The sequence below is a fragment of the Mesorhizobium sp. M0140 genome (assembly GCF_040322475.1).
Taxonomy (GTDB): domain Bacteria; phylum Pseudomonadota; class Alphaproteobacteria; order Rhizobiales; family Rhizobiaceae; genus Mesorhizobium.
The window spans coordinates 110,301-132,318 of sequence record NZ_JAMYTM010000010.1 but is presented as its reverse complement, the minus strand read 5'-3'; the positions used below and the strand labels follow the sequence as shown (position 1 = coordinate 132,318).

General features: G+C 62.1%; 26 protein-coding genes. 20 read left to right on the top strand and 6 right to left on the bottom strand.

What is annotated here, in order from left to right; translation table 11 throughout:
• The first annotated feature begins 808 nt into the window (after positions 1-808).
• From NKJ37_RS12975 to NKJ37_RS12955, 5 genes are all read left to right on the top strand, one after another.
• The gene (locus NKJ37_RS12975; protein ID WP_352442189.1) at positions 809-1,414 is read left to right on the top strand and encodes a hypothetical protein; all 606 of its coding nucleotides are present in this window, start codon (positions 809-811) and stop codon (positions 1,412-1,414) included.
• Between the two features lie 61 nt (positions 1,415-1,475).
• On the top strand, positions 1,476-2,330 hold the full coding sequence (locus tag NKJ37_RS12970; RefSeq protein ID WP_352631878.1) for a 23S rRNA (adenine(2030)-N(6))-methyltransferase RlmJ: 855 nt from the start codon (positions 1,476-1,478) through the stop codon (positions 2,328-2,330).
• A 193-nt stretch (positions 2,331-2,523) separates the two neighbouring features.
• Entirely contained in the window at positions 2,524-2,976 is a 453-nt protein-coding gene (locus tag NKJ37_RS12965) for a hypothetical protein (RefSeq protein ID WP_023813788.1), read from the top strand.
• A 133-nt stretch (positions 2,977-3,109) separates the two neighbouring features.
• Positions 3,110-3,691: a TetR/AcrR family transcriptional regulator gene (locus NKJ37_RS12960; RefSeq protein WP_352442190.1), complete on the top strand. Its 582-nt coding sequence runs from the start codon at positions 3,110-3,112 to the stop codon at positions 3,689-3,691.
• Positions 3,688-4,524: an EamA family transporter gene (locus NKJ37_RS12955; RefSeq protein ID WP_023813790.1), complete on the top strand. Its 837-nt coding sequence runs from the start codon at positions 3,688-3,690 to the stop codon at positions 4,522-4,524. Before NKJ37_RS12960 ends, NKJ37_RS12955 begins: the two co-directional genes overlap by 4 nt.
• Positions 4,525-4,562: 38 nt before the next feature.
• Here NKJ37_RS12955 and NKJ37_RS12950 read toward each other — a convergent pair whose 3' ends face one another.
• Entirely contained in the window at positions 4,563-4,874 is a 312-nt protein-coding gene (locus NKJ37_RS12950; RefSeq protein ID WP_023813791.1) for a transcriptional regulator, read from the bottom strand.
• A 573-nt stretch (positions 4,875-5,447) separates the two neighbouring features.
• On the opposite strand from NKJ37_RS12950, the gene NKJ37_RS12945 reads away from it, so the two are divergent.
• The gene (locus NKJ37_RS12945; RefSeq protein WP_081734982.1) at positions 5,448-5,927 is read left to right on the top strand and encodes a histone; all 480 of its coding nucleotides are present in this window, start codon (positions 5,448-5,450) and stop codon (positions 5,925-5,927) included.
• Between the two features lie 412 nt (positions 5,928-6,339).
• Positions 6,340-6,936, top strand: coding sequence for a glutathione S-transferase family protein (locus tag NKJ37_RS12940; RefSeq protein ID WP_031213750.1), 597 nt, complete (start codon positions 6,340-6,342; stop codon positions 6,934-6,936).
• A gap of 106 nt (positions 6,937-7,042) precedes the next feature.
• On the opposite strand, the gene NKJ37_RS12935 is transcribed toward NKJ37_RS12940, so the two are convergent.
• Positions 7,043-7,699: an outer membrane protein gene (locus NKJ37_RS12935; RefSeq protein ID WP_023812630.1), complete on the bottom strand. Its 657-nt coding sequence runs from the start codon at positions 7,697-7,699 to the stop codon at positions 7,043-7,045.
• Positions 7,700-8,112: 413 nt separating this feature from the next.
• On the opposite strand from NKJ37_RS12935, the gene NKJ37_RS12930 reads away from it, so the two are divergent.
• From NKJ37_RS12930 to NKJ37_RS12905, 6 genes are all read left to right on the top strand, one after another.
• Positions 8,113-8,877, top strand: a complete 765-nt coding sequence (locus NKJ37_RS12930) for an SDR family oxidoreductase (RefSeq protein ID WP_352442191.1) — start codon at positions 8,113-8,115, stop codon at positions 8,875-8,877.
• Positions 8,874-10,937: an excinuclease ABC subunit UvrC gene (gene uvrC, locus NKJ37_RS12925; RefSeq protein WP_023812628.1), complete on the top strand. Its 2,064-nt coding sequence runs from the start codon at positions 8,874-8,876 to the stop codon at positions 10,935-10,937. The genes NKJ37_RS12930 and uvrC overlap by 4 nt, the downstream gene beginning before the upstream one ends.
• Before the next feature lie 100 nt (positions 10,938-11,037).
• Positions 11,038-11,634 (top strand): CDP-diacylglycerol--glycerol-3-phosphate 3-phosphatidyltransferase, encoded by a 597-nt coding sequence (gene pgsA, locus NKJ37_RS12920; RefSeq protein ID WP_023673449.1) that lies wholly within the window; start codon positions 11,038-11,040, stop codon positions 11,632-11,634.
• Between the two features lies 1 nt (position 11,635).
• Positions 11,636-11,893: a molybdopterin converting factor subunit 1 gene (gene moaD, locus NKJ37_RS12915; RefSeq protein ID WP_023812627.1), complete on the top strand. Its 258-nt coding sequence runs from the start codon at positions 11,636-11,638 to the stop codon at positions 11,891-11,893.
• Between the two features lies 1 nt (position 11,894).
• Positions 11,895-12,371 (top strand): molybdenum cofactor biosynthesis protein MoaE, encoded by a 477-nt coding sequence (locus tag NKJ37_RS12910; RefSeq protein WP_023812626.1) that lies wholly within the window; start codon positions 11,895-11,897, stop codon positions 12,369-12,371.
• 111 nt (positions 12,372-12,482) lie between these two features.
• The gene (locus NKJ37_RS12905; RefSeq protein ID WP_023812625.1) at positions 12,483-13,247 is read left to right on the top strand and encodes a YbaY family lipoprotein; all 765 of its coding nucleotides are present in this window, start codon (positions 12,483-12,485) and stop codon (positions 13,245-13,247) included.
• Between the two features lie 69 nt (positions 13,248-13,316).
• On the opposite strand, the gene ndk is transcribed toward NKJ37_RS12905, so the two are convergent.
• Complete coding sequence (gene ndk, locus NKJ37_RS12900) at positions 13,317-13,739, bottom strand: nucleoside-diphosphate kinase (protein ID WP_352773943.1); 423 nt, start codon at positions 13,737-13,739, stop codon at positions 13,317-13,319.
• Positions 13,740-14,084: 345 nt separating this feature from the next.
• Between ndk and NKJ37_RS12895 the strand changes: the two genes are divergently transcribed.
• Positions 14,085-14,342 (top strand): DUF2934 domain-containing protein, encoded by a 258-nt coding sequence (locus tag NKJ37_RS12895; protein ID WP_023812624.1) that lies wholly within the window; start codon positions 14,085-14,087, stop codon positions 14,340-14,342.
• A 17-nt stretch (positions 14,343-14,359) separates the two neighbouring features.
• On the opposite strand, the gene NKJ37_RS12890 is transcribed toward NKJ37_RS12895, so the two are convergent.
• Complete coding sequence (locus NKJ37_RS12890; protein ID WP_128305352.1) at positions 14,360-15,052, bottom strand: glutathione S-transferase family protein; 693 nt, start codon at positions 15,050-15,052, stop codon at positions 14,360-14,362.
• 60 nt (positions 15,053-15,112) lie between these two features.
• Here NKJ37_RS12890 and NKJ37_RS12885 point away from each other — a divergent pair, with 60 nt between their 5' ends.
• Positions 15,113-15,625, top strand: coding sequence for a DinB family protein (locus NKJ37_RS12885; protein WP_023812622.1), 513 nt, complete (start codon positions 15,113-15,115; stop codon positions 15,623-15,625).
• A 48-nt stretch (positions 15,626-15,673) separates the two neighbouring features.
• On the opposite strand, the gene NKJ37_RS12880 is transcribed toward NKJ37_RS12885, so the two are convergent.
• Both NKJ37_RS12880 and NKJ37_RS12875 read right to left on the bottom strand, forming a co-directional pair.
• Positions 15,674-16,264 (bottom strand): GNAT family N-acetyltransferase, encoded by a 591-nt coding sequence (locus tag NKJ37_RS12880; RefSeq protein WP_206535255.1) that lies wholly within the window; start codon positions 16,262-16,264, stop codon positions 15,674-15,676.
• A 1-nt stretch (position 16,265) separates the two neighbouring features.
• Positions 16,266-17,225, bottom strand: a complete 960-nt coding sequence (locus NKJ37_RS12875) for a LysR substrate-binding domain-containing protein (protein ID WP_023812620.1) — start codon at positions 17,223-17,225, stop codon at positions 16,266-16,268.
• Positions 17,226-17,335: 110 nt separating this feature from the next.
• Here NKJ37_RS12875 and NKJ37_RS12870 point away from each other — a divergent pair, with 110 nt between their 5' ends.
• The 5 genes from NKJ37_RS12870 (at position 17,336) to NKJ37_RS12850 (ending at position 21,951) form a co-directional block, all read left to right on the top strand.
• Positions 17,336-18,169, top strand: coding sequence for a hypothetical protein (locus tag NKJ37_RS12870; RefSeq protein WP_023812619.1), 834 nt, complete (start codon positions 17,336-17,338; stop codon positions 18,167-18,169).
• Positions 18,170-18,214: 45 nt separating this feature from the next.
• Positions 18,215-19,141: a DMT family transporter gene (locus NKJ37_RS12865; RefSeq protein WP_023812618.1), complete on the top strand. Its 927-nt coding sequence runs from the start codon at positions 18,215-18,217 to the stop codon at positions 19,139-19,141.
• Positions 19,134-19,337 (top strand): hypothetical protein, encoded by a 204-nt coding sequence (locus NKJ37_RS12860; RefSeq protein ID WP_023812617.1) that lies wholly within the window; start codon positions 19,134-19,136, stop codon positions 19,335-19,337. The genes NKJ37_RS12865 and NKJ37_RS12860 overlap by 8 nt, the downstream gene beginning before the upstream one ends.
• Before the next feature lie 162 nt (positions 19,338-19,499).
• Positions 19,500-19,949: a Ros/MucR family transcriptional regulator gene (locus NKJ37_RS12855; RefSeq protein ID WP_023812616.1), complete on the top strand. Its 450-nt coding sequence runs from the start codon at positions 19,500-19,502 to the stop codon at positions 19,947-19,949.
• 124 nt (positions 19,950-20,073) lie between these two features.
• On the top strand, positions 20,074-21,951 hold the full coding sequence (locus NKJ37_RS12850; protein WP_352773941.1) for an ABC-F family ATP-binding cassette domain-containing protein: 1,878 nt from the start codon (positions 20,074-20,076) through the stop codon (positions 21,949-21,951).
• Positions 21,952-22,018: the final 67 nt, after the last annotated feature.

The window sequence follows — 22,018 nt, the reverse complement described above, 5'->3', positions numbered from 1 at the left end:
TGCACATCCCAACGCATCGAAAATATACCTGTGGAAATCATAGTCAACTAAATTAGATATTTCTTAACCATATCTGTTTGCGAATGGTTAATCACGGGCCGGCATCGGCCTCGAAGCTGAACCGGGAGATGTCCAGAGCAGTTCCTCATTTCGAATCAGCGTATTGGGTCGGTCGCTGGCCGTCGGCGCCACACGCTGTTCGTTATGTCGAATCAGCGCTTGGCAGCCAAGATCGCCATGGAGGAGGGGTTGCGCAATTCAGGGCGAGGTCGGGATGGATCCAGCCGAAAGTGGATTTAACGACCCAAGCGACGGGAAAATTTCAGATAGCAACGAGATTGCTGCCCGAAACCGCTCGGAGTGCAAATATAAATTCCAGGGCGCGAATATTCATACCATAGGGCTTGACCTATCGTAGGCACGCCGCAGCTGGCTATAGTTGGAAGAAGGGCAAGGGCTAAAGCTTTGTAAGCAAATTCATTCACAGGGACGAATTTTGACTTTATCCTCTTTTGGTGCCGCTGTTCATGATCTTTGCCCATCAAGGCCTCTGGTTCGCAAGGCGCACCGATGGCCCATTTCGCCGAAAAGCGCATGCGCGTGTTCATTTCATAGTGGAGGAGCGGTCATTTCGGCAACGAATTTTAAGCGCATAGGTAGAACTCCGCATTGGCGCCCGGCCACGCCGCCACAGGGTTGTTGCTTGCGCACGTCTAGCTCGATCGCCTGGGGTGGCGACTCGGCTGGCCATCGCCTTTTGATCGTTGGGGCGCTATTGGCAAGGTCACGGTGGAATGTGGTGATGTGAATGCGCTTTCTGTTTGTCCTGATCCTGCTCGTCGGCGCCGGCATTGGTGTCGTCTATCCCTGGGCGATGAGCAATTTCTCCGGCCATCAGATCGGCACCTGGCGGGTCTATGAGCAGGGCCGCTTCAAGCCGCTGACGGTGCCGCTCTCCGGCCGCGACGCGCCGGTGCGGGTGCTGGTCGACCTGACCGCAAGAGCAGAGCGCATCGTCTCGCAGCAGCGCACCGTGCTGACGCTGACCGCTGCAAGCAATGGCCGCACGGTGCTCGCCTCGACGCTGCAGTTCAACCATTCCGACAATCCTCGCCAGGCCAGCCCGCAACTGCCCGACAAGATCTTTCGCGACGAGGCCGGCGTGATCGCGACCGTCAGCCCGGGTCCCTACATCTTCACCGTCGGACCGGGTGATGCCGACGACATACCGATGCGGGCGGTCGATCTCATCCTGCGCTCCGGCGCCGGCGAGATCGACAGCCGTGCACGGCCGGTCGGCTTCGCGCTGATGGCGATCGGCCTGATCGGGTTCTTGCTGACTTTGCGCACTCGTGGCGGCCGGCCGGAAAATCCCAACTCGCAGCCGCCACCGCCGCGCTGGGGCAGGGGCTGATGCATGTCGCCCAAAAGTGTGCAGCGGTTTGGGACAACGACGTGCATAACGGTACAAAACCATGAACTACCGCCACGCCTATCATGCCGGGAATTTCGCTGACGTCGTCAAGCATGTCGTGCTGACACGCTTGCTCGAGTATCTGAAGCAGAAGGACAAGGCGTTTCGGGTCGTCGACACCCATGCCGGTATTGGCCGCTACGACCTGTCGTCGCTCGAGGCGCAGAAGACGGGTGAATGGCAAGGCGGCATCGGCAGGCTGATCGATGCCTCGTTTGCCGCGCCGGTGGCGGTGCTGCTCGCGCCTTATCTGGAGACAATACGGTCGCTCAACCCCGAGGGTGGCATCCAGAAGTACCCGGGCTCGCCGTTGATTGCGCGCCATCTCATGCGCAAGCAGGATCGGCTGACGGCGATCGAGCTGCACCCCAAGGATGCCGCGAGGCTGAGGACGTTCTTTGCCGGCGATTTCCAGGCCCGGATCATCGAGCTCGATGGCTGGCTGGCGCTCGGCGCCCATCTGCCGCCGAAGGAAAAGCGCGGCCTTGTCCTCATCGATCCGCCATTCGAGGAAGCGGGTGAGTTCGAACGCCTTGTCGACGGGCTTATAAGGGCGCACAAGCGGTGGCCCGGCGGCATCTACGCGCTCTGGTATCCGATCAAGGACCGCAAGGCGATCATCGCCTTCCGCAAGGCGCTGAAGCAATCCGGCATTCCGAAGCTGCTCGACATCGAATTCGAGATCAGGCCGGCCTCTTCGGAACCCAGCCTCGACGGCAGCGGTCTGCTGGTGGTCAACCCGCCGTTCACGCTGGAGGGCGAGCTGCGGACGCTGCTGCCGGCCCTGCACAGGCTGCTTGCGGTGGGGCGGCCGGCGCACTGGTCGTTGGAATGGCTGGCCGGCGAGCAGGCTTGAGGCGGGCTCATCGATGACCCAGGGACCGTGCTCTCTTGGGTCTGGATATGAACGTGCCAGAGCCATTCCGGTGCGTGCAAACTCGGCTTTGGTCAAAAAGCGGTTTCAAACTGGGAAACCATTGTCAACGCAACCGCTTGACCGCCGCCGAGCGAATCCGCACAGTGCGCGCAATCGACCTTGAGAGGCTGCCATGACTCGCTTCGCCAAATCTGCCCTTGCCGCCCTGATTTCGCTCTGCACCCCGCTTGCCGCGCCTCTCGGTATCACCCAGACTGTGCAGGCCGCCGATCTTACGGTCTATTCCGATGAAGACAGCGGAGTCTGCGGTCAGCCCTGGGTACTGAACAAGATCACCAGCCGCTTTTCCTATCAGGTGCATCACGTGCCGCATCTGCCTGACGTGCAGATCACCGATTTCCGGCGCATCCACCAGCATCGCTATCTGGCGGCCAACGATACCTGGCCGATCGGTCGCCGTTATTGCGGCGCCACCGTCAGTCTGTCCGACGGCCGCGATCGCACCATCTGGTACCTGATCGAGGAAGGCCAGGGCTTTGCCTCGATCGGCGACAATGTCGAATTTTGCGTCTCGGGCTTCGACCGCTGGATGGTCTACAACGGCCGCTGCCGCATTCTGCGCTAAACCCGGTCTCCCCTTCCAATCTCTTTCGCGCCTGTGGCTTGATGGCTGCAGGCGTTTTTCGTGCCGCGTTGACAGCAGGTGCGATCCGTCGCATAGGTATGAGACAGACCTGTCTCACTACTAGGTAGCCTCCATGACGCCATCGTCCGCTTCCGGCAAGCGCCAGCACGTCGTTGAAACGGCCTACGTGCTGTTCAAGCGCGCCGGCTTCCATGCCACGGGTATCGACCGGATTATCGCCGAAGCGGATGTGGCCAAGATGACGATGTATCGCCACTTTCCCAGCAAGGATGAACTGATCGTCGAGGTGCTCGACTATCGCGCTATGCGTTTCGACCGCCAACTCGCCCGGCTCACCCAAGAGGACGTTCCGCCGGAGCAGAAAATCGGAAGAATCTTCGACTGGCATGGGCGCTGGTTCCGCAGCCCGGATTTCCATGGCTGTCTGTTCGCACATGCGCTGGCCGAGTTCGGCGATCCCGGGCATCCGGTTTTCAAGGCCGTTGTCAGGCAGAAGAACGGCCTCAAGCGGCGCATGCGGTCTATCCTCGAAGATATGATGCCGCGCGGCCGCGCCGAGAGCGTGGCGGCGACGCTGCTTATGCTGATCGAAGGTGCGACCTTGCTGGCGCAGATGGGGCAGGCCGACGCCGCCATTCGCGACGCCCGCAAGGCGGCCATGGGCATCGTCGCTGCTTCGCGCAGGCCGCAATGAGCCCGCTGGTCATCGGGCTCGCATTGTTTGCGGCGATCCTGCACGCAAGCTGGAACGCGTTCCTGCGCACGGGGGCCGACAGGCTGTGGACCGTCACCGTCATGAGCTTTTCAAGCACGGCGCTCGCCATCCCCTTCGCCTTCTTCCACGACCTTCCGGCCGCGCCGGCCTGGTCCTATATCGTGCTCTCGGCCTGCCTGCAGGTTGGCTACAGCTTGTTTCTCGTGGCCGCCTACAGATATGGCGAACTGGGGCAGGTCTATCCGATCGTTCGCGGCAGCGTGCCGCTGCTTGTCACGCTCGGCGGGTTCTTCCTGGCCAACCAGCAGCTCACTCTGCCGCAGACCGTCGGCGTCGCGCTGGTCGCTGGCGGCATCATGGGCCTTTCACTCGGACGGGGCAGGGCCGCCACGACATCGATATTCTATGCATTGGCAACGGGAGCGATCATCGCCGCCTATGCGACGGTCGATGCGCTCGGCGTTCGGGCGGCGGGAAACGCCGGCGCCTACACTGCATGGGTCCTGCTGATCTACGGCGCGTTGCTGCCGGCGGCCTTCGTCGCCTGCCGTGGCCGGCTCATAGTCGACCTGCGGGCGCCGGAAACCTGGAAGGCGCTGGGCGGGGGCCTGTTTGCACTTCTGGCCTACGGTGTCGTGGTCGCGGCCTTCGCGCTCGGACCAGCAGGTCCGATCACCGCGATCCGCGAAACCAGCGTCGTCTTCGCGGCCTTCATCGGACGCCTGTTCCTCGGCGAGGTGCTGACGCCGCGGCGGGTCGGCGCCTGCGCCATCGTCGCGCTCGGCGCCATCTGCCTCGGCTATCAGCCGTGACGGAACTGCGGATCGCGCAGGATTGCCCGGTCACCACGCTATTTCCTGCGCGGCGCCGCCTCGGCCTGGTCGAGGATCTTGCGCAGGAATGCGGCGTGGCCGCGGAACGCGCGCCGTCCACTCATCGTCGCCCTGACGCGCGTCTGCGGCCGGCGGCCGACGAACAGCTTTTCGATGTCGACATAACCGGCCCTGGCCAGCGTATCGAGGTGCGCGCCGAGATTGCCGTCGGTGACGTCCACGATGGCCTTCAGCCCGGTGAAGTCCAGCGTTTGACGTCTTTCCAGCATGCTCAGCGCGGCCATGATCCTGAGCCGAGTGCTCTGGTGGATGATTTCGTCGGCACTCATCGATTGGCTCCGGCGCAGCCAAGCCGGAGGCCACGGACAACCATGCTGCCGCCGTGGCGGACCGTCTTGGCAATCTGGAACGGCGGCAGCGCCGTTTGCCTCTGTGCGATCGACATCGAAGTACTCCCCATGCTGTGCAGAATACTCTGTTACGTAGAGTTATCTGTCAATTCACGAGCAAGCCGGTCTGCGATCGTGCTTGACAAGACGATGCATCGACCGGCTGTCGCGTTGCAGTATAGATCGTCCGCCTGCACGAGATGATCGCACCGATGAGGCGGCGGTCATGATATCGGCGGCCGACGATCGACACGCAAAGCTGTTCACTGATCTTGGGAGCTTCACGAGAGGAGCGGTCCCGCGGAGTGCGGAGAATGTCGGCGACACATTCTAGCCATTGGTCGAAGATCAGCAGTGAATTTCTGCGACGATCAGCACGACCATGTGCCGATCGTAACCGAAATTTAAGCTGCGAAAATCAGTCTATTGCTTCGCTGGCTAGCAAGCCGCGAGTCAGATATGCATGAGCGCGCCGGGTCATTACGGCCGTCGGCACAAAGGAAGGGGCATCGCATGGCTAAGCAGTCATCCAAAGCGCCGGCGTCCAAGGCACCGGCAAAGAAAGCACCCGCAAAAGCAGCGACGGCAAAGGTCGCAGCTGCAGTGAAGAAAGCAGCACCCGCTGCCAAGCCGAAGGCCGCGGCGGCCAAGGCAAAAGCAGCACCGGCCAAGAAGCCGGCAGCGAAAGCTGCTGCGAAACCGGCAGTGAAGAAGGCAGCACCCGCCAAGGCAGCGGCAAAGCCGGCGGCGAAGGCGGCACCAGCCAAGAAGCCTGCAGCGAAGGCCGCCGCGAAACCCGCAGCGAAGAAGGCAGCGCCTGCAAAGAAACCGGCTGCCAAGGCTGCACCTGCCAAGGCTGCACCTGCCAAGAAGCCGGCTGCGAAGGCTGCACCGGCAAAGAAGGCAGCGGCAGCGAAATCTTCAGCACCGGTGAAGAAAGCGGCACCTGCGGCCAAGCCGAAGGCAGCGCCCGCGAAGGCCGGCAAGAAGTAGTCGCGTCTTCCCTCGCCGGGGCGGTGCCAAAACAGTCAAGGGCGGGTGCCTGACAGGCGCCCCGCTCGCTGTTTAGGCAGTCGGAAGGCGAGAACAGAGGCGGACGGAGGATATCTTTTCGCAGCTCCCAGGACTTCGCCATAGGGCGAAGTCCGGTGGGGCTTTTTTTGTGTCATTCATGCGGGTGATGAAATATCGGCGCGAGGCTCTTCGGTCTTGCCTGTCGGCTGAGCGATCCCTGCGATTCCGGCAACTCGGCGACCATGGTGATGAAGCGCCGTCTTCACGGAGCGCTCGCTAAACGGCCCTGGCCGATGCGCCGCTCGCTGGCGGCTGGGTTTTCCGCTTCTGGCCATTGCTCGATCGCGCCTGATCGGTCAACACTGCCGGCCTGCAAAACAGGAAACCGATCATGCCCAGACTGCTCTATGCGTCCACCTCTCCCTACAGTTCCAAAGTGCGCATGGCCGCAGCCTATGCCGGCATCGACATCGAAACGGTGGCGGTCAAAACCGAGGACAAACCGGCCGAACTGGTCGACGCCAACCCGCTCGGCAAGATCCCGGTTCTGGTGCTCGACGACGGTCGCTCCATCCATGACAGTCGCGCCATCACCCAGCATCTCAACCGTTTGTCGAAGAACGCGCTTTTTCCACGCAATCCCGACAAGCGGCTCGAGGCGGAAGTGCTGGAGGCATTGGCCGACGGCATTTGCGACTGCGCGCTGTCGATGGTCTATGAACGGCGCACGCGGCCCGAGGAGATGGTCTATCAGCCTTGGCTCGATCGCCAGTGGGCGAAGATCACGGCGGCACTCGACCTGCTCAACGCCAACCCGCCGAAGCTGCCGAAGAAGATCACCGCCGGCCAGATGGCGCTGCGCGCCTGCCTTGGCTATCTCTCGCTGCGCTTTGCCGGAAAATGGGAAAAGGGCCGCGCCCGGCTGACACGGTGGGCTGCGCGCTTCGACGAGAAGTTTCCAGAGCTGAAGCCCTGCATTCCCGGTTGATAGCCGATTGCCCCGGGATTGATTTCCCGATCACCCGGGAAAATCACTCAGACACAAAAAAAGCCGGGCGCGAGGCCCGGCTTTTTCGTGTCGTGGCTTGAACGACTTAGAACTTCATACCGACGCCGAAGGTGACGCGGTTGTCGGTGGCCTTGACCTTGCCGATGCCGTCGAAGCTCTTGCTGCCGAAGTCGGTGTAGCGGTACTCGACGCGGCCGAAGACATTGTCGGTCAACTTGATGTCGGTGCCAACACCGGCGGTCCAGCCGAGCATCGTTGCGCGATCGCTGGCCCCAAGGACGGTGTCTTCCACCTTCAGGCTTCTGCCGGCGAGACCGCCGGTGCCATAGAGCAGGATTTCTGGGCTGACCGCGTAGCCGAGACGGGCACGCAGCGAACCTTCAAAGCCGGCCTTGGAGTCGATGCCGTTGTCGTCGCCCTTGACGCCGTTGTAGCCGAGTTCGGCTTCAGCGCCGTAGACGAAGTTCTCCTGCTGCCACTGATAGCCGCCGAAGACACTGCCGACGAAACCCTTGGTATCGGTTTCAACGTCGAAATCCTTTTCCTTGGTCCGGCCGCTGAAGCCATAGCCGACGTTGAGACCGGCGTAGGGGCCGGCCCACGAAGCGACCGGAAGTTCAGCGATCGGCGCAGGTGCCGGCGGCTCTTCCGAAACCACGTCAGCAGCATAGGCGGTTCCGCTGAGGGCGAAGAGGCCGAGCGCAACGGCCAGCGGCCGTGCGAATTTGAGATTGGCTTGCATTGTTCTTTACTCCTTAAGCCACAGGACACAGGCTTGTTTCTCACGATCGCCATCTACCCGTCCGGGGGGTGAAACGGATCTGGCGTTCGTCGGTTCCAAATGTCGTGTCAAAATGCGGCTGAAGCGAACCTGAACTTGGGTCATTCCCCGGCACGAATGAGGCAGAACCTTGACGTTGCATCTTCGCAACAGCGAAATGGCAGGAACCATCCCGTGCTGCGCTGCACACCGCTTGGTGCAAGGACTCCAGCACCCTATATTGCGGTCGGGCGCGCCCGAGTCCAGGGCGGGCCGGGATGTCCAAACGGCCGTTTCGCCACAATGCTGCCCAAGGTGCGAACACCATTTAACGCATGCCGGGCCATATTTCGCCGGCACCGCTTTTTCGGGCCGAAATTGAGGATTGACACCATATGAGCAAAGCCACTGTCACGGCGCTGGTGACGGGCGGGGCCAGGCGGATCGGCAGGGCGATCGTCGAGGATCTCGCCGCGCACGGTTTTGCCGTCGCCATCCATTGCAACCGCTCGCGCATCGAGGCCGATGCGTTGGCTGCCAAAATCATCGCCGGAGGTGGCCGCGCCGCCGTGGTCGCCGCCGACCTGACCGATATGGACGCCGTCGACGATCTCGTCGGCCAGGCGCAAGCAGCGCTCGGACCGATCCCGTTGCTGGTCAACAATGCGTCGCTGTTCGAGGACGATTCGGTTCTGGATTTCGACTGGCGGGCCTGGGACCGGCACTTTGCCGTCCATGTGAAAGCGCCCGCGCTCCTGGCGCAGAATTTCGCCCGGGCGTTGCCGGCAGGGCAGGAGGGCCTGATCGTCAACATGATCGACCAGCGCGTCTGGCGTCCGACGCCGCGCTACTTCTCCTATGCGCTGTCCAAGTCGACGCTGTGGACGGCCACGCAGATGATGGCGCAAGCGCTCGGCCCCAGCATCCGCGTCAATGCCATCGGCCCGGGGCCGACCCTGAAGAACGCGCGTCAGGATGACAGCGATTTTGCAGCCCAAGTCGATGGCTTGGTCCTGAAGCGCGGCCCGGATTTGCCGGAATTCGGCGCCACGATCCGCTATCTCTGGGAAGCGCGCTCGGTCACCGGCCAGATGATCGCGCTTGATGGCGGCCAGCATCTTGCGTGGCAGACGCCCGATGTGACAGGCATGACGGAATGAGTCCCGTAGACCACAAAAGCAAGCCGCGCGGCGGCGCCGACGATCTGCCCCCCGATATCGACGTCGAGGACGAGGCAGTCGAGGAGATCGTTGAAACCGTCGGTCCCGATGTCGCCTTCACCGCCATCGACTGGACGCCGCATGCCGGCGACGCGGAAGGCATGATCGGCGCCGAGGTGATCCAGACGCTGGTCAAGCGGCTGCCCAACGCGCCCGGCGTCTACCGCATGATGAACGCTGCCGGCGATGTGCTCTATGTCGGCAAGGCGCGCAGCCTGAAGAAGCGCGTCACCAACTACGCGCAAGGCCGCTTCCACACCACCCGCATCGGCCGCATGGTGCGCGAAACGTCGACGATGGAGTTCGTCGTCACCCGCACCGAGATCGAAGCGCTGCTGCTCGAAGCCAACCTTATCAAGCGCTTGCGGCCGCGCTTCAACGTCCTGATGCGCGACGACAAGTCGTTTCCCTATATCCTCTTGACCGGCGACCATGTCTCGCCCGGCATCTACAAGCATCGCGGCGCGCGCTCGCGCAAAGGCGATTATTTCGGGCCCTTCGCCTCGGCCGGTGCCGTTGGCCGCACCATCAACTCCCTGCAGCGCGCCTTCCTGCTCAGGAGTTGCACCAACTCGTTCTACGAGAACCGCACGCGGCCATGCCTGCTTTATCAGATCAAGCGCTGCGCCGGCCCCTGCACCGGAGAGGTTTCGCACCAGGACTATGCCGAACTGGTCAATGAGGCGAAGGACTTCTTGTCCGGCCGCAGCCAAAAGGTGAAGACGGAAATCTCGGCCGCCATGCAGCAGGCGTCGGAAGCTCTCGATTTCGAGCGCGCCGCGATCTATCGCGATCGACTTGCGGCCCTGTCGCATGTGCAGAGCCACCAGGGCATCAATCCGGCTACCGTCGACGAAGCCGATGTCTTCGCCATCCATCAGGAAGGCGGCCAGGTCTGCATCCAGGTGTTCTTCTTCCGCACCGGCCAGAACTGGGGCAACCGCGCCTATTTCCCCAAGGCCGATCCGGCGTTGGAAGCAGCCGAGGTGTTGGGTTCGTTCCTGGCGCAGTTCTATGACGACAAGCCGACGCCGCGGAACATTCTTCTGTCGCATGGCGTCGAGGATCAGGAACTATTGGCCGAGGCGCTCTCCACCCGCGCCGGCCGCAAGGTCGCGATCTCCGTGCCGCAGCGTGGCGAGAAGAAGGACCTGACCGACAACGCCCTGCAGAATGCCCGCGAGGCGCTCGGACGCCGGCTGGCTGAAACCTCCACCCAGGGACGCCTGCTTGCGGGTTTCGCCGAGACATTCGGCCTGCCGAAGCCGCCGGTGCGCATCGAGGTCTACGACAATTCGCACATCATGGGCACCAATGCCGTTGGCGCCATGGTCGTCGCCGGGCCGGAAGGTTTTGTGAAGAATCAGTACCGGAAATTCAACATCCGCTCGACCGAGATCACGCCTGGTGACGATTTCGGCATGATGCGCGAGGTGATGGAGCGACGGTTTTCGCGGTTGCTCAAGGAGCATGGCGATGTCCCGGCTGGCGATGCAGTTGATGGTTCGGCAGACGATATGGAGGACGATATCTCCGGCAGCTTCCCGGCCTGGCCCGATGTCATCCTGATTGACGGTGGCCAGGGCCAGATGACCGCGGTGCGCAAGATCCTTTCGGATCTCGGCATCGAGGACCGCGTGGTTGCCATCGGCATCGCCAAGGGCCAGGACCGCGACGCCGGCCGCGAACGGTTCTTCGTCAAAGGCAGGGACTCGTTTTCGCTGCCGGTTCGCGATCCCGTGCTCTATTTCGTCCAGCGGCTGCGCGATGAGGTCCATCGTTTCGCGATCGGTTCGCATCGGGCGCGCCGCAAGAAGGAGATGGTCAAGAGCCCGCTCGACGAGATCAGCGGTATCGGTCCAGGCCGCAAACGCGCCTTGTTGTTGGCCTTCGGCACCGCCAAGGCGGTCAGCCGCGCCGCCATCGAGGATTTGAGGAAAGTCGACGGTATTTCCGAGCAGGTGGCGAAACTGGTCTACAATCATTTCCATGAGAGCTGACAGCAAGGATGCTATTTTCGTCTGGTCAATCGATTCTCGCCTGTTGACCCCCTACATTCGCTTCTGATTTGAGTAGGCAGGCAGAAAGAGTTTCCCAGATATGGCCAAGCGCGCGTTCAACCTGCCCAATATGCTCACCTACGCCCGCATCGTCGCGGTGCCGCTGGTGGTGCTATGCTTTTTTCTCGAAGGACATCTGAAGTCGAGCGACTTTGCCCGCTGGTCGGCGCTGATCATCTTCCTGCTCGCCTCGATCACCGATTATCTGGATGGCTATTTGGCGCGCGCCTGGCAGCAGACCTCCAACATCGGCAAGATGCTCGACCCGATCGCCGACAAGCTGCTGGTCGCCACCTGCCTGCTGCTGCTGGCCGCCGACACCGATCGCCATGCGGGCATTGCCGGCTGGTCGTTGTGGGCCGCGATCATCATCCTGTGCCGCGAAATCCTCGTCTCGGGTCTGCGCGAATATTTGGCGGCGCTGAAAGTTTCGGTGCCGGTGACGCAGCTGGCAAAATGGAAGACCGCCATCCAGATGGTCGCCATAGCGTTCCTCTTGGCCGGACCGGCCGGCGACAAGATTTTTCCGCTGACCACCCAGACCGGGCTGGTGCTGCTGTGGATCGCGGCGCTGGTTACGCTCTATACGGGCTACGACTATTTCCGCGCCGGCCTCAAGCACATCATGGACGAGTGAGATGACGACCCGGCTCATTTATTTTGCCTGGGTGCGCGAACGCATCGGCCTGCCTGAGGAGGATGTCGACCTGCCTGCCGGCATCGAGACGGTCGCCGATCTCCTGCGCTGGCTGAAATCGCGCGGCGAGGGCTACGAGCACGCGCTGCGATATCCCGACGTGATCCGCGTCGCCATCAACCAGGAACATGTCGAGCACCGCGAGAAGATCGCGGGCGCCCGCGAAATCGCGCTGTTCCCGCCGATGACCGGGGGCTGACATGAGCGGCGGGGTCTTACCTGTCGTGCGCATTCAGCGCCAGGATTTTGACGTCGCCGCCGAGATCGCCAGACTGACGCAAGGCCGCGCCGATATCGGCGCCGTGGTGACCTTCTCAGGCCTTTGCCGCGACGAGCAGGGCGCGCTCTCAGCGCTCGAGCTCGAACACTATCCCGGCATGGCCGAAGCGGAAATCGCCCGCATCGCTGCTGAAGCGGTCGAGCGTTGGCCATTGCAGGGGCTCACCGCCATCCACCGCCACGGGAAGATCGCGCCCGGCGAGAACATCGTGCTGGTCGTGGCAGCCTCGGCGCATCGCCATGCGGCGTTCGAGGCGGCGAATTTTCTGATGGACTATTTGAAATCGCGCGCGCCCTTCTGGAAGAAGGAGCATCGGGCTGACGGCTCGGAGGGTGGCTGGGTCGAGGCCAAGGAGGCCGATGCAACGGCCGCGCAACGCTGGTCTCAGTCCGAATAAGATCCGCCGCAGCCATGCATTGACCGCAATCCTTTGGCCAATTGGCAGGATTGGTCAGCCTGGGGCATTGGCAGCCCGGGGCATTGGCAGCCAGGGGTGAGGGAGATGGTCATGCTGGACAGGATCGCGGAGTTCTTCATCTTCGGTTTCGTGCCTCTGGTCGTCGGCATATTGGCCGTTCCGGACCAGTCTGTTGCCGCCGAACAGGCCGTGAGGGGCGAGGTCATCTATCGCGAGCGCATTGCCTTGCCGCCCAGTGCCGTGCTGTCCGTACAACTTGCCGATGTGTCGCTGGCCGATGCGCCTGCCACCATCATCGGCGAGCAGAAAGTGCAGCCGGCCGGCCAGGTGCCGATCAGCTTCGAGATCAAATTCGACCCTTCCGTCATCCGGTCGCAGATGACCTACGCGTTGCAAGCCCGCATCACCGTCGATGACAAGCTGCTGTTCATCTCCGATATGCGCCATCAGGTCGATCCGCTGGCCGACGTGCCGCAGACCATCATGCTGAAGATGGTCACCCCGAGCGCCGAGCCCATGGTTTCGGTCTTCGATCAGCTCTGGCTGGTCGACTATGTCGACGGCATCGGCGCCATTGCTGCCCCGCAAGCGACATTCAGGGTCAGCGAGGCCGGCAAGGCGGGCGGCAGCGGCCCCTGCAACACCTATTTCGCCACTGCCAAACTCGATGGCCAAACGATCGTGATCAGAGACATCGGTTCTACCTACAAGGCCTGTGCGCCCGAGGTGATGGCCGAGGAAAAGGCGCTGTTCGATGCGCTGGCCAAGGCGGCGTCATACCGTGTCGATGCCGGCAAGCTCATCATATCGGACAAGGACGGCCGCGAGATCCTGCGCTTTAGCGCGGCGAGCTGACCCCCCAACGAAGAAGGCCGGCGAAACGCCGGCCTTCTTTTTACGGGATCCAAGGTCTGGACTATCGGCTCAGCCGACGATCTCGGTGTCCGAGAACCAGTACTTGATCTCTTCTGCCGCGGTCTCCGGTGCGTCGGAGCCGTGCACGGAGTTTTCGCCGATCGACAGCGCATGAACCTTGCGGATGGTGCCTTCGGCGGCGTTAGCCGGGTTCGTGGCGCCCATCACTTCGCGGTTCCTGGCAATGGCGTTCTCGCCTTCCAGCACCTGGACGACCGTCGGTGCCGACGACATGAATTCCACCAATTCGCCGAAGAAAGGGCGGTCCTTGTGGACGGCATAGAAGCCTTCCGCTTCGCGGCGGCTCATCCAGACCCGGCGCGAGGCGATGACGCGCAGGCCTGCCTCTTCCAGCATCCTGGTGATGGTGCCGGTGAGATTGCGCCGGGTTGCGTCCGGCTTGATCATGGAAAATGTGCGTTCGAGCGCCATGGGTCGTCCTTGTCTGAGAATGGAATTGAGAGTGGCGGGCTCTATACAAGCCGCCCGGCCCATTGCCAAGGGGTGAGGAACGGTCCGCGCGGCGGACGGAAAGCCAACTGCTTGGCTTTCCGAGTGACGAACGGTGAAAGCCCGGTCCGCCTTCGGGCGGATTGAAAGGTCCAGTGGACCTTTCAAAGGGTTTGAACGCCCGAAGGGCAGGGAGCGAGAGCGAAGGGCCGGACGGCTGCGCGTTTCTGCGGCAAGCCGGCCCCGTTCAGACGGCTGCACAGCAACGCTTTGCTTGCTATAGTCGCGTGTCGGCGCCGCGCTGAGGTCGGGCCGTATGGAGACACCATGACCATGACAGACGATCGTCAGGAACGCATTCGCAACCGCGCACACCAGATTTGGGTGCAGGAGGGCCAGCCGGCTGGCCATCATGAGCGCCATTGGCATCAGGCGGCCACCGATGTCGACCAGGAGGACGCCGCAGGCAAGTCGGCAGCCAAAAAGCCAACCAGGAAGGCAGCTGGCGCAGGCAAGGCAAAGGCCGCCCCCAAGGAGGCAAAGGCTGCCACGAAGGCCGGCAAGCCAAAGAAGGCGGCCAAGTAAGTTACTGCTTTACGGCGTCAAGCCGCGGCGGCGACCTTTCGTCCCAGCCCGCCATGCAGGTCGAGGCAGCGAACGAACCACTGCGCCACCACGTCGCCATCGTCGAGCAGTTGGTAGGGAGAGGCTATGCGCGCCCATTGCAAGGCGCCGAAGACGATATAGTCGCTAAACAGCGGCGACGCGCCGCCGATGAATGGCTGATAGCCGAGCATTGAACGCAGCGGCTCCAGCGCGGCGCGGAATGTCGCCAGCCCGGCGTCGCGCGCGGTGACGACGTCCTCCAGCGTCTTGCCAAAGCGTTGCTCGCGGCTCCGGCGGAAATAAGCGGCGTTCTCCTCGTCCTGCATGGTGTGGAGGTCGATGATCGCGGCGGTGGTCACGTAGGGATGGATGGTCAGTTGCGACCAGCGCTCGACGAAACGAGCCATCGCCTTGCCGCCTTCACCGCCAAACAGCGTCGGCCGGTCCGGATAGGCTTCATCGAGATAGAGGGCGATGGCGAAGGAATCCGCGAGGACCGTCTCGCCGTCGCGGATCACCGGGACGGTTTTCGAAACGCCGCCCTCGACAGCGGGCACCTCGAGAAAGCGCGTCGGCACGGTCGATATGTCGAGCCCCTTGTGGGCGACCGCCATCGCCACCTTCCAGCAATGCGGGCTGAACGGACGTGTGCTGTCGCGTCCGACGAGATCATAGAGCAGAATGGTCATTGGCGGCAGGCCCTTCAAGCGTTAGGTAGGCCCCGCATCGACGCGAGCCGAGGGGAAGCCATGAGACAGCATTTCATGATGTTTGCGGCCTATAATCAATGGGCCAATGGCCGCATCTATGAGGCCGCCGCCGAGCTCGATGATGAGGAATTCAACCGCGATGTCGGTGCCTTCTTCGGCTCGATGATGGGCACGCTCAACCACCTTTTGACTGCCGACCGCATCTGGATGAAGCGCTTCACCGGCGAGGGCGACGCGCCGACGACACTGGATGCCATCCTGCATCGGGGGTTGACCGGCCTGCGGGCGGCGCGTGAAGCCGAGGACAGGAGGATCATCGATTGGGTCGGCGGCCTCAATGACAAGGCGTTGACGGGCCGCTTCACCTACATGACCGTCTCGGATATGCGCACCGTCTCGCAAAGGCTGGCGCCGGCGCTGGACCACGTCTTCAACCACCAGACCCATCATCGCGGCCAGGCGCATACGATCCTGACCATCCTGGGACGGCCAAGCCTGGGGTTGGACCTGATGCTTTTCCAGCGGACCGAGGAGGGCAGGGCTTTCGCCTGATCCGGTGGCGTTTTGCGTAGTCGGTCCGGGGTTGAAGAGCTTGCGCCACTATCGCTGCATTTTGTGCTGCAGCATCGTCTTTACCTCGGGCCACTCGGAATCGATGATGCTGAACCGGACGGAATTGCGCTTCCGACCGTCCGGCATGATCCGCTCGTTGCGAACGATCCCTTCCTGCTTGGCGCCAATTCGCAGGATGGCTGCCCTTGACGCGTCGTTCAGTTCGTCTGTGGTGAATTGCACACGGACACATCCCATGAACTCGAATGCATGGGCCAGGAGAAGATACTTCGCCTCGGTATTGACCCCGGACCGCTGAACCGAACTGCTGAGCCAGCTATGCCCGATCTCCAGCTTTCTATTCGTGCGATCGATCTTCCAAAACCGCGTACTTCCGCAGATCACTCCCGTGCTGCGCATGACGATTGCATAAGGCATGACAGTGCCGGCCCGTCGTCCAGCCAGGGCATTGGCAATATATCCATCGATCGTGTCTGGCCCGGGGACCACGGTGGCCCTCAGGTTCCACAACGCACCATCCGCTGCCGCGCTCAGAAGCCCCGACGAATGTGCCTGCTGAAGTGGCGTGAGCTCAACAATCTTTCCGACCAAGGCGGGCTGTACGGATTGCACGTCCATTTCAGGCAGCCGTCGAAGCTTCGCCCCTGATTTCGCTGTCCAGCTGGCACTGCGTCAGAGCCGCTTCCGCCATCACCCACTGCTTGAACAACTGGACCTTGCGTGCGGCAAGGCCTTTCTGCGGAGAGACAAAATACCAGCCAGCCGTGTTGGGATGGTGGACGGCGAAGGGAGCCACCAGCCTTTCGGCGCGGATGTCGCTGGCCATATAGGCACGGTTGGCCACCGCAAATCCCATCCCGGAATTGGCTGCCTCGTAGGACATCATGCACGAGTCGAAATAGATGCTCTTGGTCTCGCTGAGCACGAAGCTGGCGCCGGCGAAACCAAGCCAGGATTGCCAATTCTGGGTGCAGGTGTCGGAATGCAGCAGGGTGAAGTGCTTGAGGTCGTCCGGTGTCACCTTCGACAGCCGCTTATCGCCGAGGACTTCGTGGAACAGCTTGCGGCTGCACACCGGTGTCAGGTCTTCGCGAAACAGCAGATCGGATTGCAGCCCGTGAAAGTGACCGTCGCCATAACGGATTTCGAGATCGAATTCCGAGGCCGTGAACTCATGCGTCGCGTAGGAGGTCGAGACCCGCATCACGATATCGGGATATTGCTGCTGGAACAGCGGCAGGCGTGGAAATAGCCAGCGTGCGGCAAAGGTCGGCAGCACCGATATTTTTAGCACATGCTCCTGCGATTGCCCGGTCGCTTCCATGCTGGCGGCGACGATTCGCTCCAGCGCCTCGCGAACGCGCGAGACATAGGTCTCACCCTCCGGCGTCAACGAGACCGCATTGCCGCCGCGCTGGAAAATCTTGAAACGAAGCTGATCCTCCAGGCTTTTCACCCGCTGGCTGACCGCTGAAGCGGTAATGAACTGTTCTTCGCCGGCACGCGTGAAATTACCGTGCCTTGCAGCACTTTCCACGATTTTAAGCGAATTGAGGTTGACCTGACTGAGCAGACGCACGGTTTCGACCTTAAGCTTGGCTTACACTAGCACCAGCATTCCTAATTTTACAGGGGTGGGTGAATTAATCGACTGTTTACCAAGTGTTGCCCCCATCCTGGAGAAGTACAATGAACGCCCATACCATTCCCGAACTGCGTTATGCGATGAGCCGCGAAGCCATTATAGGCCATGAAACCGCCTGGAAAGTGTCGAGTTTCGGTGTCGCGCAATATCTGCACGGCTATGACCCGGCACTGCTTGCCGCGATCGAGGAGGCTGCCCTGAAGCTCAAGGCCAGCCATGCCGTGCACAAGCACCTCGATCTGACCTTCATCACCGGGGCCGACCGTTTCATCCCCGAGATCAAGGAATTGCTGCATGACAAGCTGCGCCTGGAGCGGCTGTCCGACATGATGGGCACCAAGCTGGAGCCCTATCCGCTGTCGATCGTCGGCTCGACGGTCACCTTCATGAATCCCAAGGACGGCGCCGTGGAGTGGCATTGCGATGGCGTTCCGGTCACCGAGCTCATTCCATTGTCGATCAGCAATCCGCTGGTCGGCGGCCACCTCGAAATCTACTGCGACGACTCCGAAACCGGCCGCGCCATTCTCGAAGCCGGCCGCGAGATCCCGCGCAACAGTGTCATGCGCATCGATCACAAGATGAACTACGCGACGCTCGGGCAATTCCTGGGCGTCCTGCATCGCACCGCTCCGATCCGGTTCGGCGAGCGCGTCACGCTGGTGCTCAACCAGCGCTCGGTGGCCAAGCCCTATGTCGACGACAACAGAATGTTCTATCTCGCCGCCGACAATGACCACGACCGTGAGTGGGTCAGCGAACTGGCCGAAGATGTCTGGACCAACCAGTTGCCGGCCTATCGTCGGTTCGAGGCAGAGCATCCCGTGCCCGCGGCCGTCGATGCACCGGTTCCGGGCGGCGCCAGGGAATCATGGTAATGAACCAAGATCCCGAAAAGTCGGAACCGGTTTTCGGACAGGATCATGGTCGAACAGCAAAATAGAATCCCATGCCGATTGTTTCGGCAGGGATCCGGCTCGATATCCGCGTTGGTCTTCGCTGCCGGTGCGGTGGCGTTGTGGTCCACCAATGCGCTGGTCGGCAAATCCCTGCTGGCCAGCCACCCGGCGTCGCAGGTCCAGTTCCTGCAATTTGCAGGCGCTGCACTCGTCTTCGCCGCCATCCGATTGATGAGCCGGGAAAGAGTAGCACCGGTCACGGCCGGGGCGGCGCTCATCTCTGTCGCAGTCGGATTCATCGGTCTGGTCGGCACCATGGTGCTGCAATACATCGCCTTCGCTTCGATGCCGGTCATCGAGGCCAATCTGATGGCCTACACCTGGCCGTTGATGGTCGCGGTGGCAGTCATCGCCTTGGAAAATCCGCGGCATCCGGCCCTGTTGGGTCTCGCCACGGTGGTAGGCTTCATCGGCGTCGCACTGGTGATTTCGGGAGGGCGCAGCCAATCCTGGTTCCAGGGCGATCTGGTCGGCTATCTCGCCGCATTCGGGTCGGCGCTGTGCATGGCCTTCTACTCGATCATGGTGGGACGGGTCGCCACCCCAGCGGATCGCCTGTTGCTGCCATCGTCTTTGATTGGCGTCGCTTTGACGTTTCTATGGTGCGCTCGCGACGGTTTCACCTGGCCCGTCGGCGCGGACCTGGCTCTCGGCCTTTATCTCGGCGCCGGTCCGATGGGCTTGGGCTACTATTTCTGGTCGCGCGCCTTGAAGCTTGAAGGCAGCGGCAGGGTCGCGGTGGTCGCCTATCTCACGCCGATCGCCTCGACCCTGCTTTTGACCTTGTCCGGCGAGCGGCTGACGGTGACGGCCATTGTCGGAGCTATCCTCGTCATCGGCAGTTGTGTCGCGGTCGGTGTGGAACGTTCGGAGGCCGAAAACCATGTTTGACGAGAATGAGCGTCTGGCTATTCAGGAAGCGAATTGGCTGATCGATGAATTCGGCGCCGAGGCACCGCTTTACGCCGCGATGAGGGCCGAAAAGGCGATAGAACAAAAGGATTTCGCGCGTTGCGCCCGCTGGAAGCGTATTCTGGAGATATTGGACGAAAGTCCTGCCTCTAAGTCTGCTGGTTCCAAGTATTAGATTTTCTAATTTGCACAGCGTCGATTTTGCATGAATGCTATTTTTGCTGATTCTTGATTCTTTTATGAGGCTTGGCGGTCCGTTGGGGGACGCGGTTAAAGAGATACATCGACACAAGTCTTCGCTGGGGTGGATGATTTTGTCGCAAATAAGGTGAAAGAATTGTCAAATATCGATGATAAGACCGTTATCGAGCTGACGGCCGATATTGTCTCGGCCTATGTAGGCAACAATCCGCTTCCGGCTGCCGGCCTGCCCGAGCTGATTGCCAGCGTCAGCGCCTCGGTTCGCAAGCTCGCCGGCGCGGCTGTCGCGGAAGTCCCAAACCTGGTTCCGGCCGTCAATCCGAAGAAGTCGGTGTTTCCCGACTACATCATCTGCCTTGAGGACGGAAAGAAGTTCAAGTCGCTCAAGCGGCATCTGCGGACCGACTACGGCCTGAGCCCGGACGACTATCGGGCCAAATGGGGCTTGCCACCGGACTATCCGATGGTTGCACCAAACTACTCGGCGACGCGATCGGCGCTGGCAAAGTCGACGGGACTTGGCCGCAAGCCGGCAGCAGCGCCGGCCGCTGTCGCCAAGGCAACGAAGCGCAAGGCGACTGCCTGAGAGCAGGCAAGCCACTGTTCGGCTGCTTTGACGGCGCCCTAGCGGGCGTCGTTTCGAGGCCTTGTGCGGCCAACTGGCCCGCAAGGCCTTGCGAAGCGTTGATGTCCGGTGCAAAAGCGCGGCCATGCTGATCATCAACGACCTATCGCTCCGCATGGCCGGACGCTTGCTTCTCGACCATGCCTCGCTGACCTTGCCGGCCGGCACCAAGGCCGGCCTTGTCGGCCGCAACGGCACCGGCAAGACGACACTGTTCAAGGCCATCACCGGCGATTTCCCGTCCGAGACAGGATCGATCAGCCTGCCGAAGAGCACCCGCATCGGCCAGGTGGCGCAGGAAGCGCCGGGCACCGAGGATGCGCTGATCGAGATCGTGCTCAAGGCCGATCTCGAACGCACGGCGCTGCTCGAAGAAGAAAAGACGGCGACCGATCCGCACCGCATCGCCGACATCCATATGCGGCTGGCCGATATCGACGCGCACTCAGCCGAATCCCGCGCCGCCACCATTCTCGCCGGCCTCGGCTTCGACGACGCTGCCCAGAGGCGTCCGGCATCGTCCTTCTCCGGCGGCTGGCGCATGCGCGTGGCGCTCGCTGCGGTGCTGTTTGCCGAGCCCGACCTTCTGCTGCTCGACGAGCCGACCAACTATCTCGATCTCGAAGGCACGCTGTGGCTGGAAAACTATGTGTCGAAATACCCGCACACAGTGCTCTTGATCTCGCATGACCGCGACCTGCTCAACCGCGCCGTCAACTCGATCGTCCATCTCGACCAGAAAAGGCTGACCTTCTGGCGCGGCGGCTACGACCAGTTCGAGCGTCAATATACAGAGCAGAAGGAATTGCAGGAGAAGGGCCGGGTCAAGCAGGAGGCCGCCCGCAAGCACATGGAATCCTTCGTCGAGCGGTTCCGCGCCAAGGCCTCCAAGGCGAGACAGGCGCAGTCGCGCATCAAGGCGCTGGAAAAGATGAAGCCGATCGCGGCCCTCGTGAACGATTCGGTGCGGCCGTTCTCCTTCCCCGAGCCGGTGAAGACGGTGGCCTCGCCGATCGTGGCGCTGAACAACGTCAATGTCGGCTACACCGAGGGTCAGCCGATCCTCAAGAAGATGACGCTGCGCATCGACGCCGACGACCGCATCGCGCTGCTCGGCGCCAACGGCAACGGCAAGTCGACCTTCGCCAAATTGCTGTCGGGCCGGCTGAAGCAGGAGAGCGGCACCATGACGGTGGCGCCCGGGTTGAAGGTGGCGATCTTTGCCCAGCATCAGCTCGACGATCTCCGGCCGGACGAAAACGCCTACGAGCATGTCCGCCGGCTGATGCCGGAGGCCCCGGAATCGAAGGTACGCGGCCGCGTCGCCCAGTTCGGCCTCACGACCGAGAAGATGAACACCGCCGCCAAGGATCTGTCGGGCGGCGAGAAGGCGCGGCTGCTGATGGGGCTGTCGGCCTTCGAGGGCCCAAACCTGTTCATCCTCGACGAACCGACAAACCATCTCGACATCGACAGCCGCGAATCGCTGATCCATGCGCTGAACGAATTTCCCGGCGCCGTCATCCTGATCTCGCATGATCGCCATCTGCTGGAGGCAACCGCCGACCGGCTGTGGCTGGTCAAGGACGGCGCGGTCAACCCGTATGACGGCGACTTGGAAGACTACAAGTCGCTGGTCACCGGCGTCTCCGGCGACCGCCGCGGCAAGCGCGAGGCCGACAAGGCGTCAAAAGCCGACCGCCGCCGCGATGCAGCGGCACGCCGCGCCGCCTTCGAGCCGCTCGCCAAGGAGATCCGCGCCACCGAAGCGCTGATGGACCGCATTCGCAAGCGAATCGACGGCATCGAGGACGAACTGTCCAATCCGGCGGTGTACGAAAAGGATCCCTCGACGGCGACCCGGCTGGCCAAGGAGCGCTCGCAACTGGCCCAGACACTGGCCGGCCACGAGGAAAAATGGCTGACCATGTCGGCCGAGTATGAGGAAGGCACGGCGGAGTGAGCAGCCGGCTATGCAAGCGAATTCATCGTGCCAGCCGCACGATGAATTGCCTGTGAACGCCGGGACG

Excerpts from the sequence above, each read along its gene's own strand:
- NKJ37_RS12975 (WP_352442189.1), top strand. The coding sequence starts at position 809 with ATGCGCTTTCTGTTTGTCCTGATCCTGCTCGTCGGCGCCGGCATTGGT.
- NKJ37_RS12970 (WP_352631878.1), top strand. The coding sequence starts at position 1,476 with ATGAACTACCGCCACGCCTATCATGCCGGGAATTTCGCTGACGTCGTC.
- NKJ37_RS12965 (WP_023813788.1), top strand. The coding sequence starts at position 2,524 with ATGACTCGCTTCGCCAAATCTGCCCTTGCCGCCCTGATTTCGCTCTGC.
- NKJ37_RS12960 (WP_352442190.1), top strand. The coding sequence starts at position 3,110 with ATGACGCCATCGTCCGCTTCCGGCAAGCGCCAGCACGTCGTTGAAACG.
- NKJ37_RS12955 (WP_023813790.1), top strand. The coding sequence starts at position 3,688 with ATGAGCCCGCTGGTCATCGGGCTCGCATTGTTTGCGGCGATCCTGCAC.
- NKJ37_RS12950 (WP_023813791.1), bottom strand. The coding sequence starts at position 4,874 with ATGAGTGCCGACGAAATCATCCACCAGAGCACTCGGCTCAGGATCATG.
- NKJ37_RS12945 (WP_081734982.1), top strand. The coding sequence starts at position 5,448 with ATGGCTAAGCAGTCATCCAAAGCGCCGGCGTCCAAGGCACCGGCAAAG.
- NKJ37_RS12940 (WP_031213750.1), top strand. The coding sequence starts at position 6,340 with ATGCCCAGACTGCTCTATGCGTCCACCTCTCCCTACAGTTCCAAAGTG.
- NKJ37_RS12935 (WP_023812630.1), bottom strand. The coding sequence starts at position 7,699 with ATGCAAGCCAATCTCAAATTCGCACGGCCGCTGGCCGTTGCGCTCGGC.
- NKJ37_RS12930 (WP_352442191.1), top strand. The coding sequence starts at position 8,113 with ATGAGCAAAGCCACTGTCACGGCGCTGGTGACGGGCGGGGCCAGGCGG.
- uvrC (WP_023812628.1), top strand. The coding sequence starts at position 8,874 with ATGAGTCCCGTAGACCACAAAAGCAAGCCGCGCGGCGGCGCCGACGAT.
- pgsA (WP_023673449.1), top strand. The coding sequence starts at position 11,038 with ATGGCCAAGCGCGCGTTCAACCTGCCCAATATGCTCACCTACGCCCGC.
- moaD (WP_023812627.1), top strand. The coding sequence starts at position 11,636 with ATGACGACCCGGCTCATTTATTTTGCCTGGGTGCGCGAACGCATCGGC.
- NKJ37_RS12910 (WP_023812626.1), top strand. The coding sequence starts at position 11,895 with ATGAGCGGCGGGGTCTTACCTGTCGTGCGCATTCAGCGCCAGGATTTT.
- NKJ37_RS12905 (WP_023812625.1), top strand. The coding sequence starts at position 12,483 with ATGCTGGACAGGATCGCGGAGTTCTTCATCTTCGGTTTCGTGCCTCTG.
- ndk (WP_352773943.1), bottom strand. The coding sequence starts at position 13,739 with ATGGCGCTCGAACGCACATTTTCCATGATCAAGCCGGACGCAACCCGG.
- NKJ37_RS12895 (WP_023812624.1), top strand. The coding sequence starts at position 14,085 with ATGACCATGACAGACGATCGTCAGGAACGCATTCGCAACCGCGCACAC.
- NKJ37_RS12890 (WP_128305352.1), bottom strand. The coding sequence starts at position 15,052 with ATGACCATTCTGCTCTATGATCTCGTCGGACGCGACAGCACACGTCCG.
- NKJ37_RS12885 (WP_023812622.1), top strand. The coding sequence starts at position 15,113 with ATGAGACAGCATTTCATGATGTTTGCGGCCTATAATCAATGGGCCAAT.
- NKJ37_RS12880 (WP_206535255.1), bottom strand. The coding sequence starts at position 16,264 with ATGGACGTGCAATCCGTACAGCCCGCCTTGGTCGGAAAGATTGTTGAG.
- NKJ37_RS12870 (WP_023812619.1), top strand. The coding sequence starts at position 17,336 with ATGAACGCCCATACCATTCCCGAACTGCGTTATGCGATGAGCCGCGAA.
- NKJ37_RS12865 (WP_023812618.1), top strand. The coding sequence starts at position 18,215 with ATGGTCGAACAGCAAAATAGAATCCCATGCCGATTGTTTCGGCAGGGA.
- NKJ37_RS12860 (WP_023812617.1), top strand. The coding sequence starts at position 19,134 with ATGTTTGACGAGAATGAGCGTCTGGCTATTCAGGAAGCGAATTGGCTG.
- NKJ37_RS12850 (WP_352773941.1), top strand. The coding sequence starts at position 20,074 with ATGCTGATCATCAACGACCTATCGCTCCGCATGGCCGGACGCTTGCTT.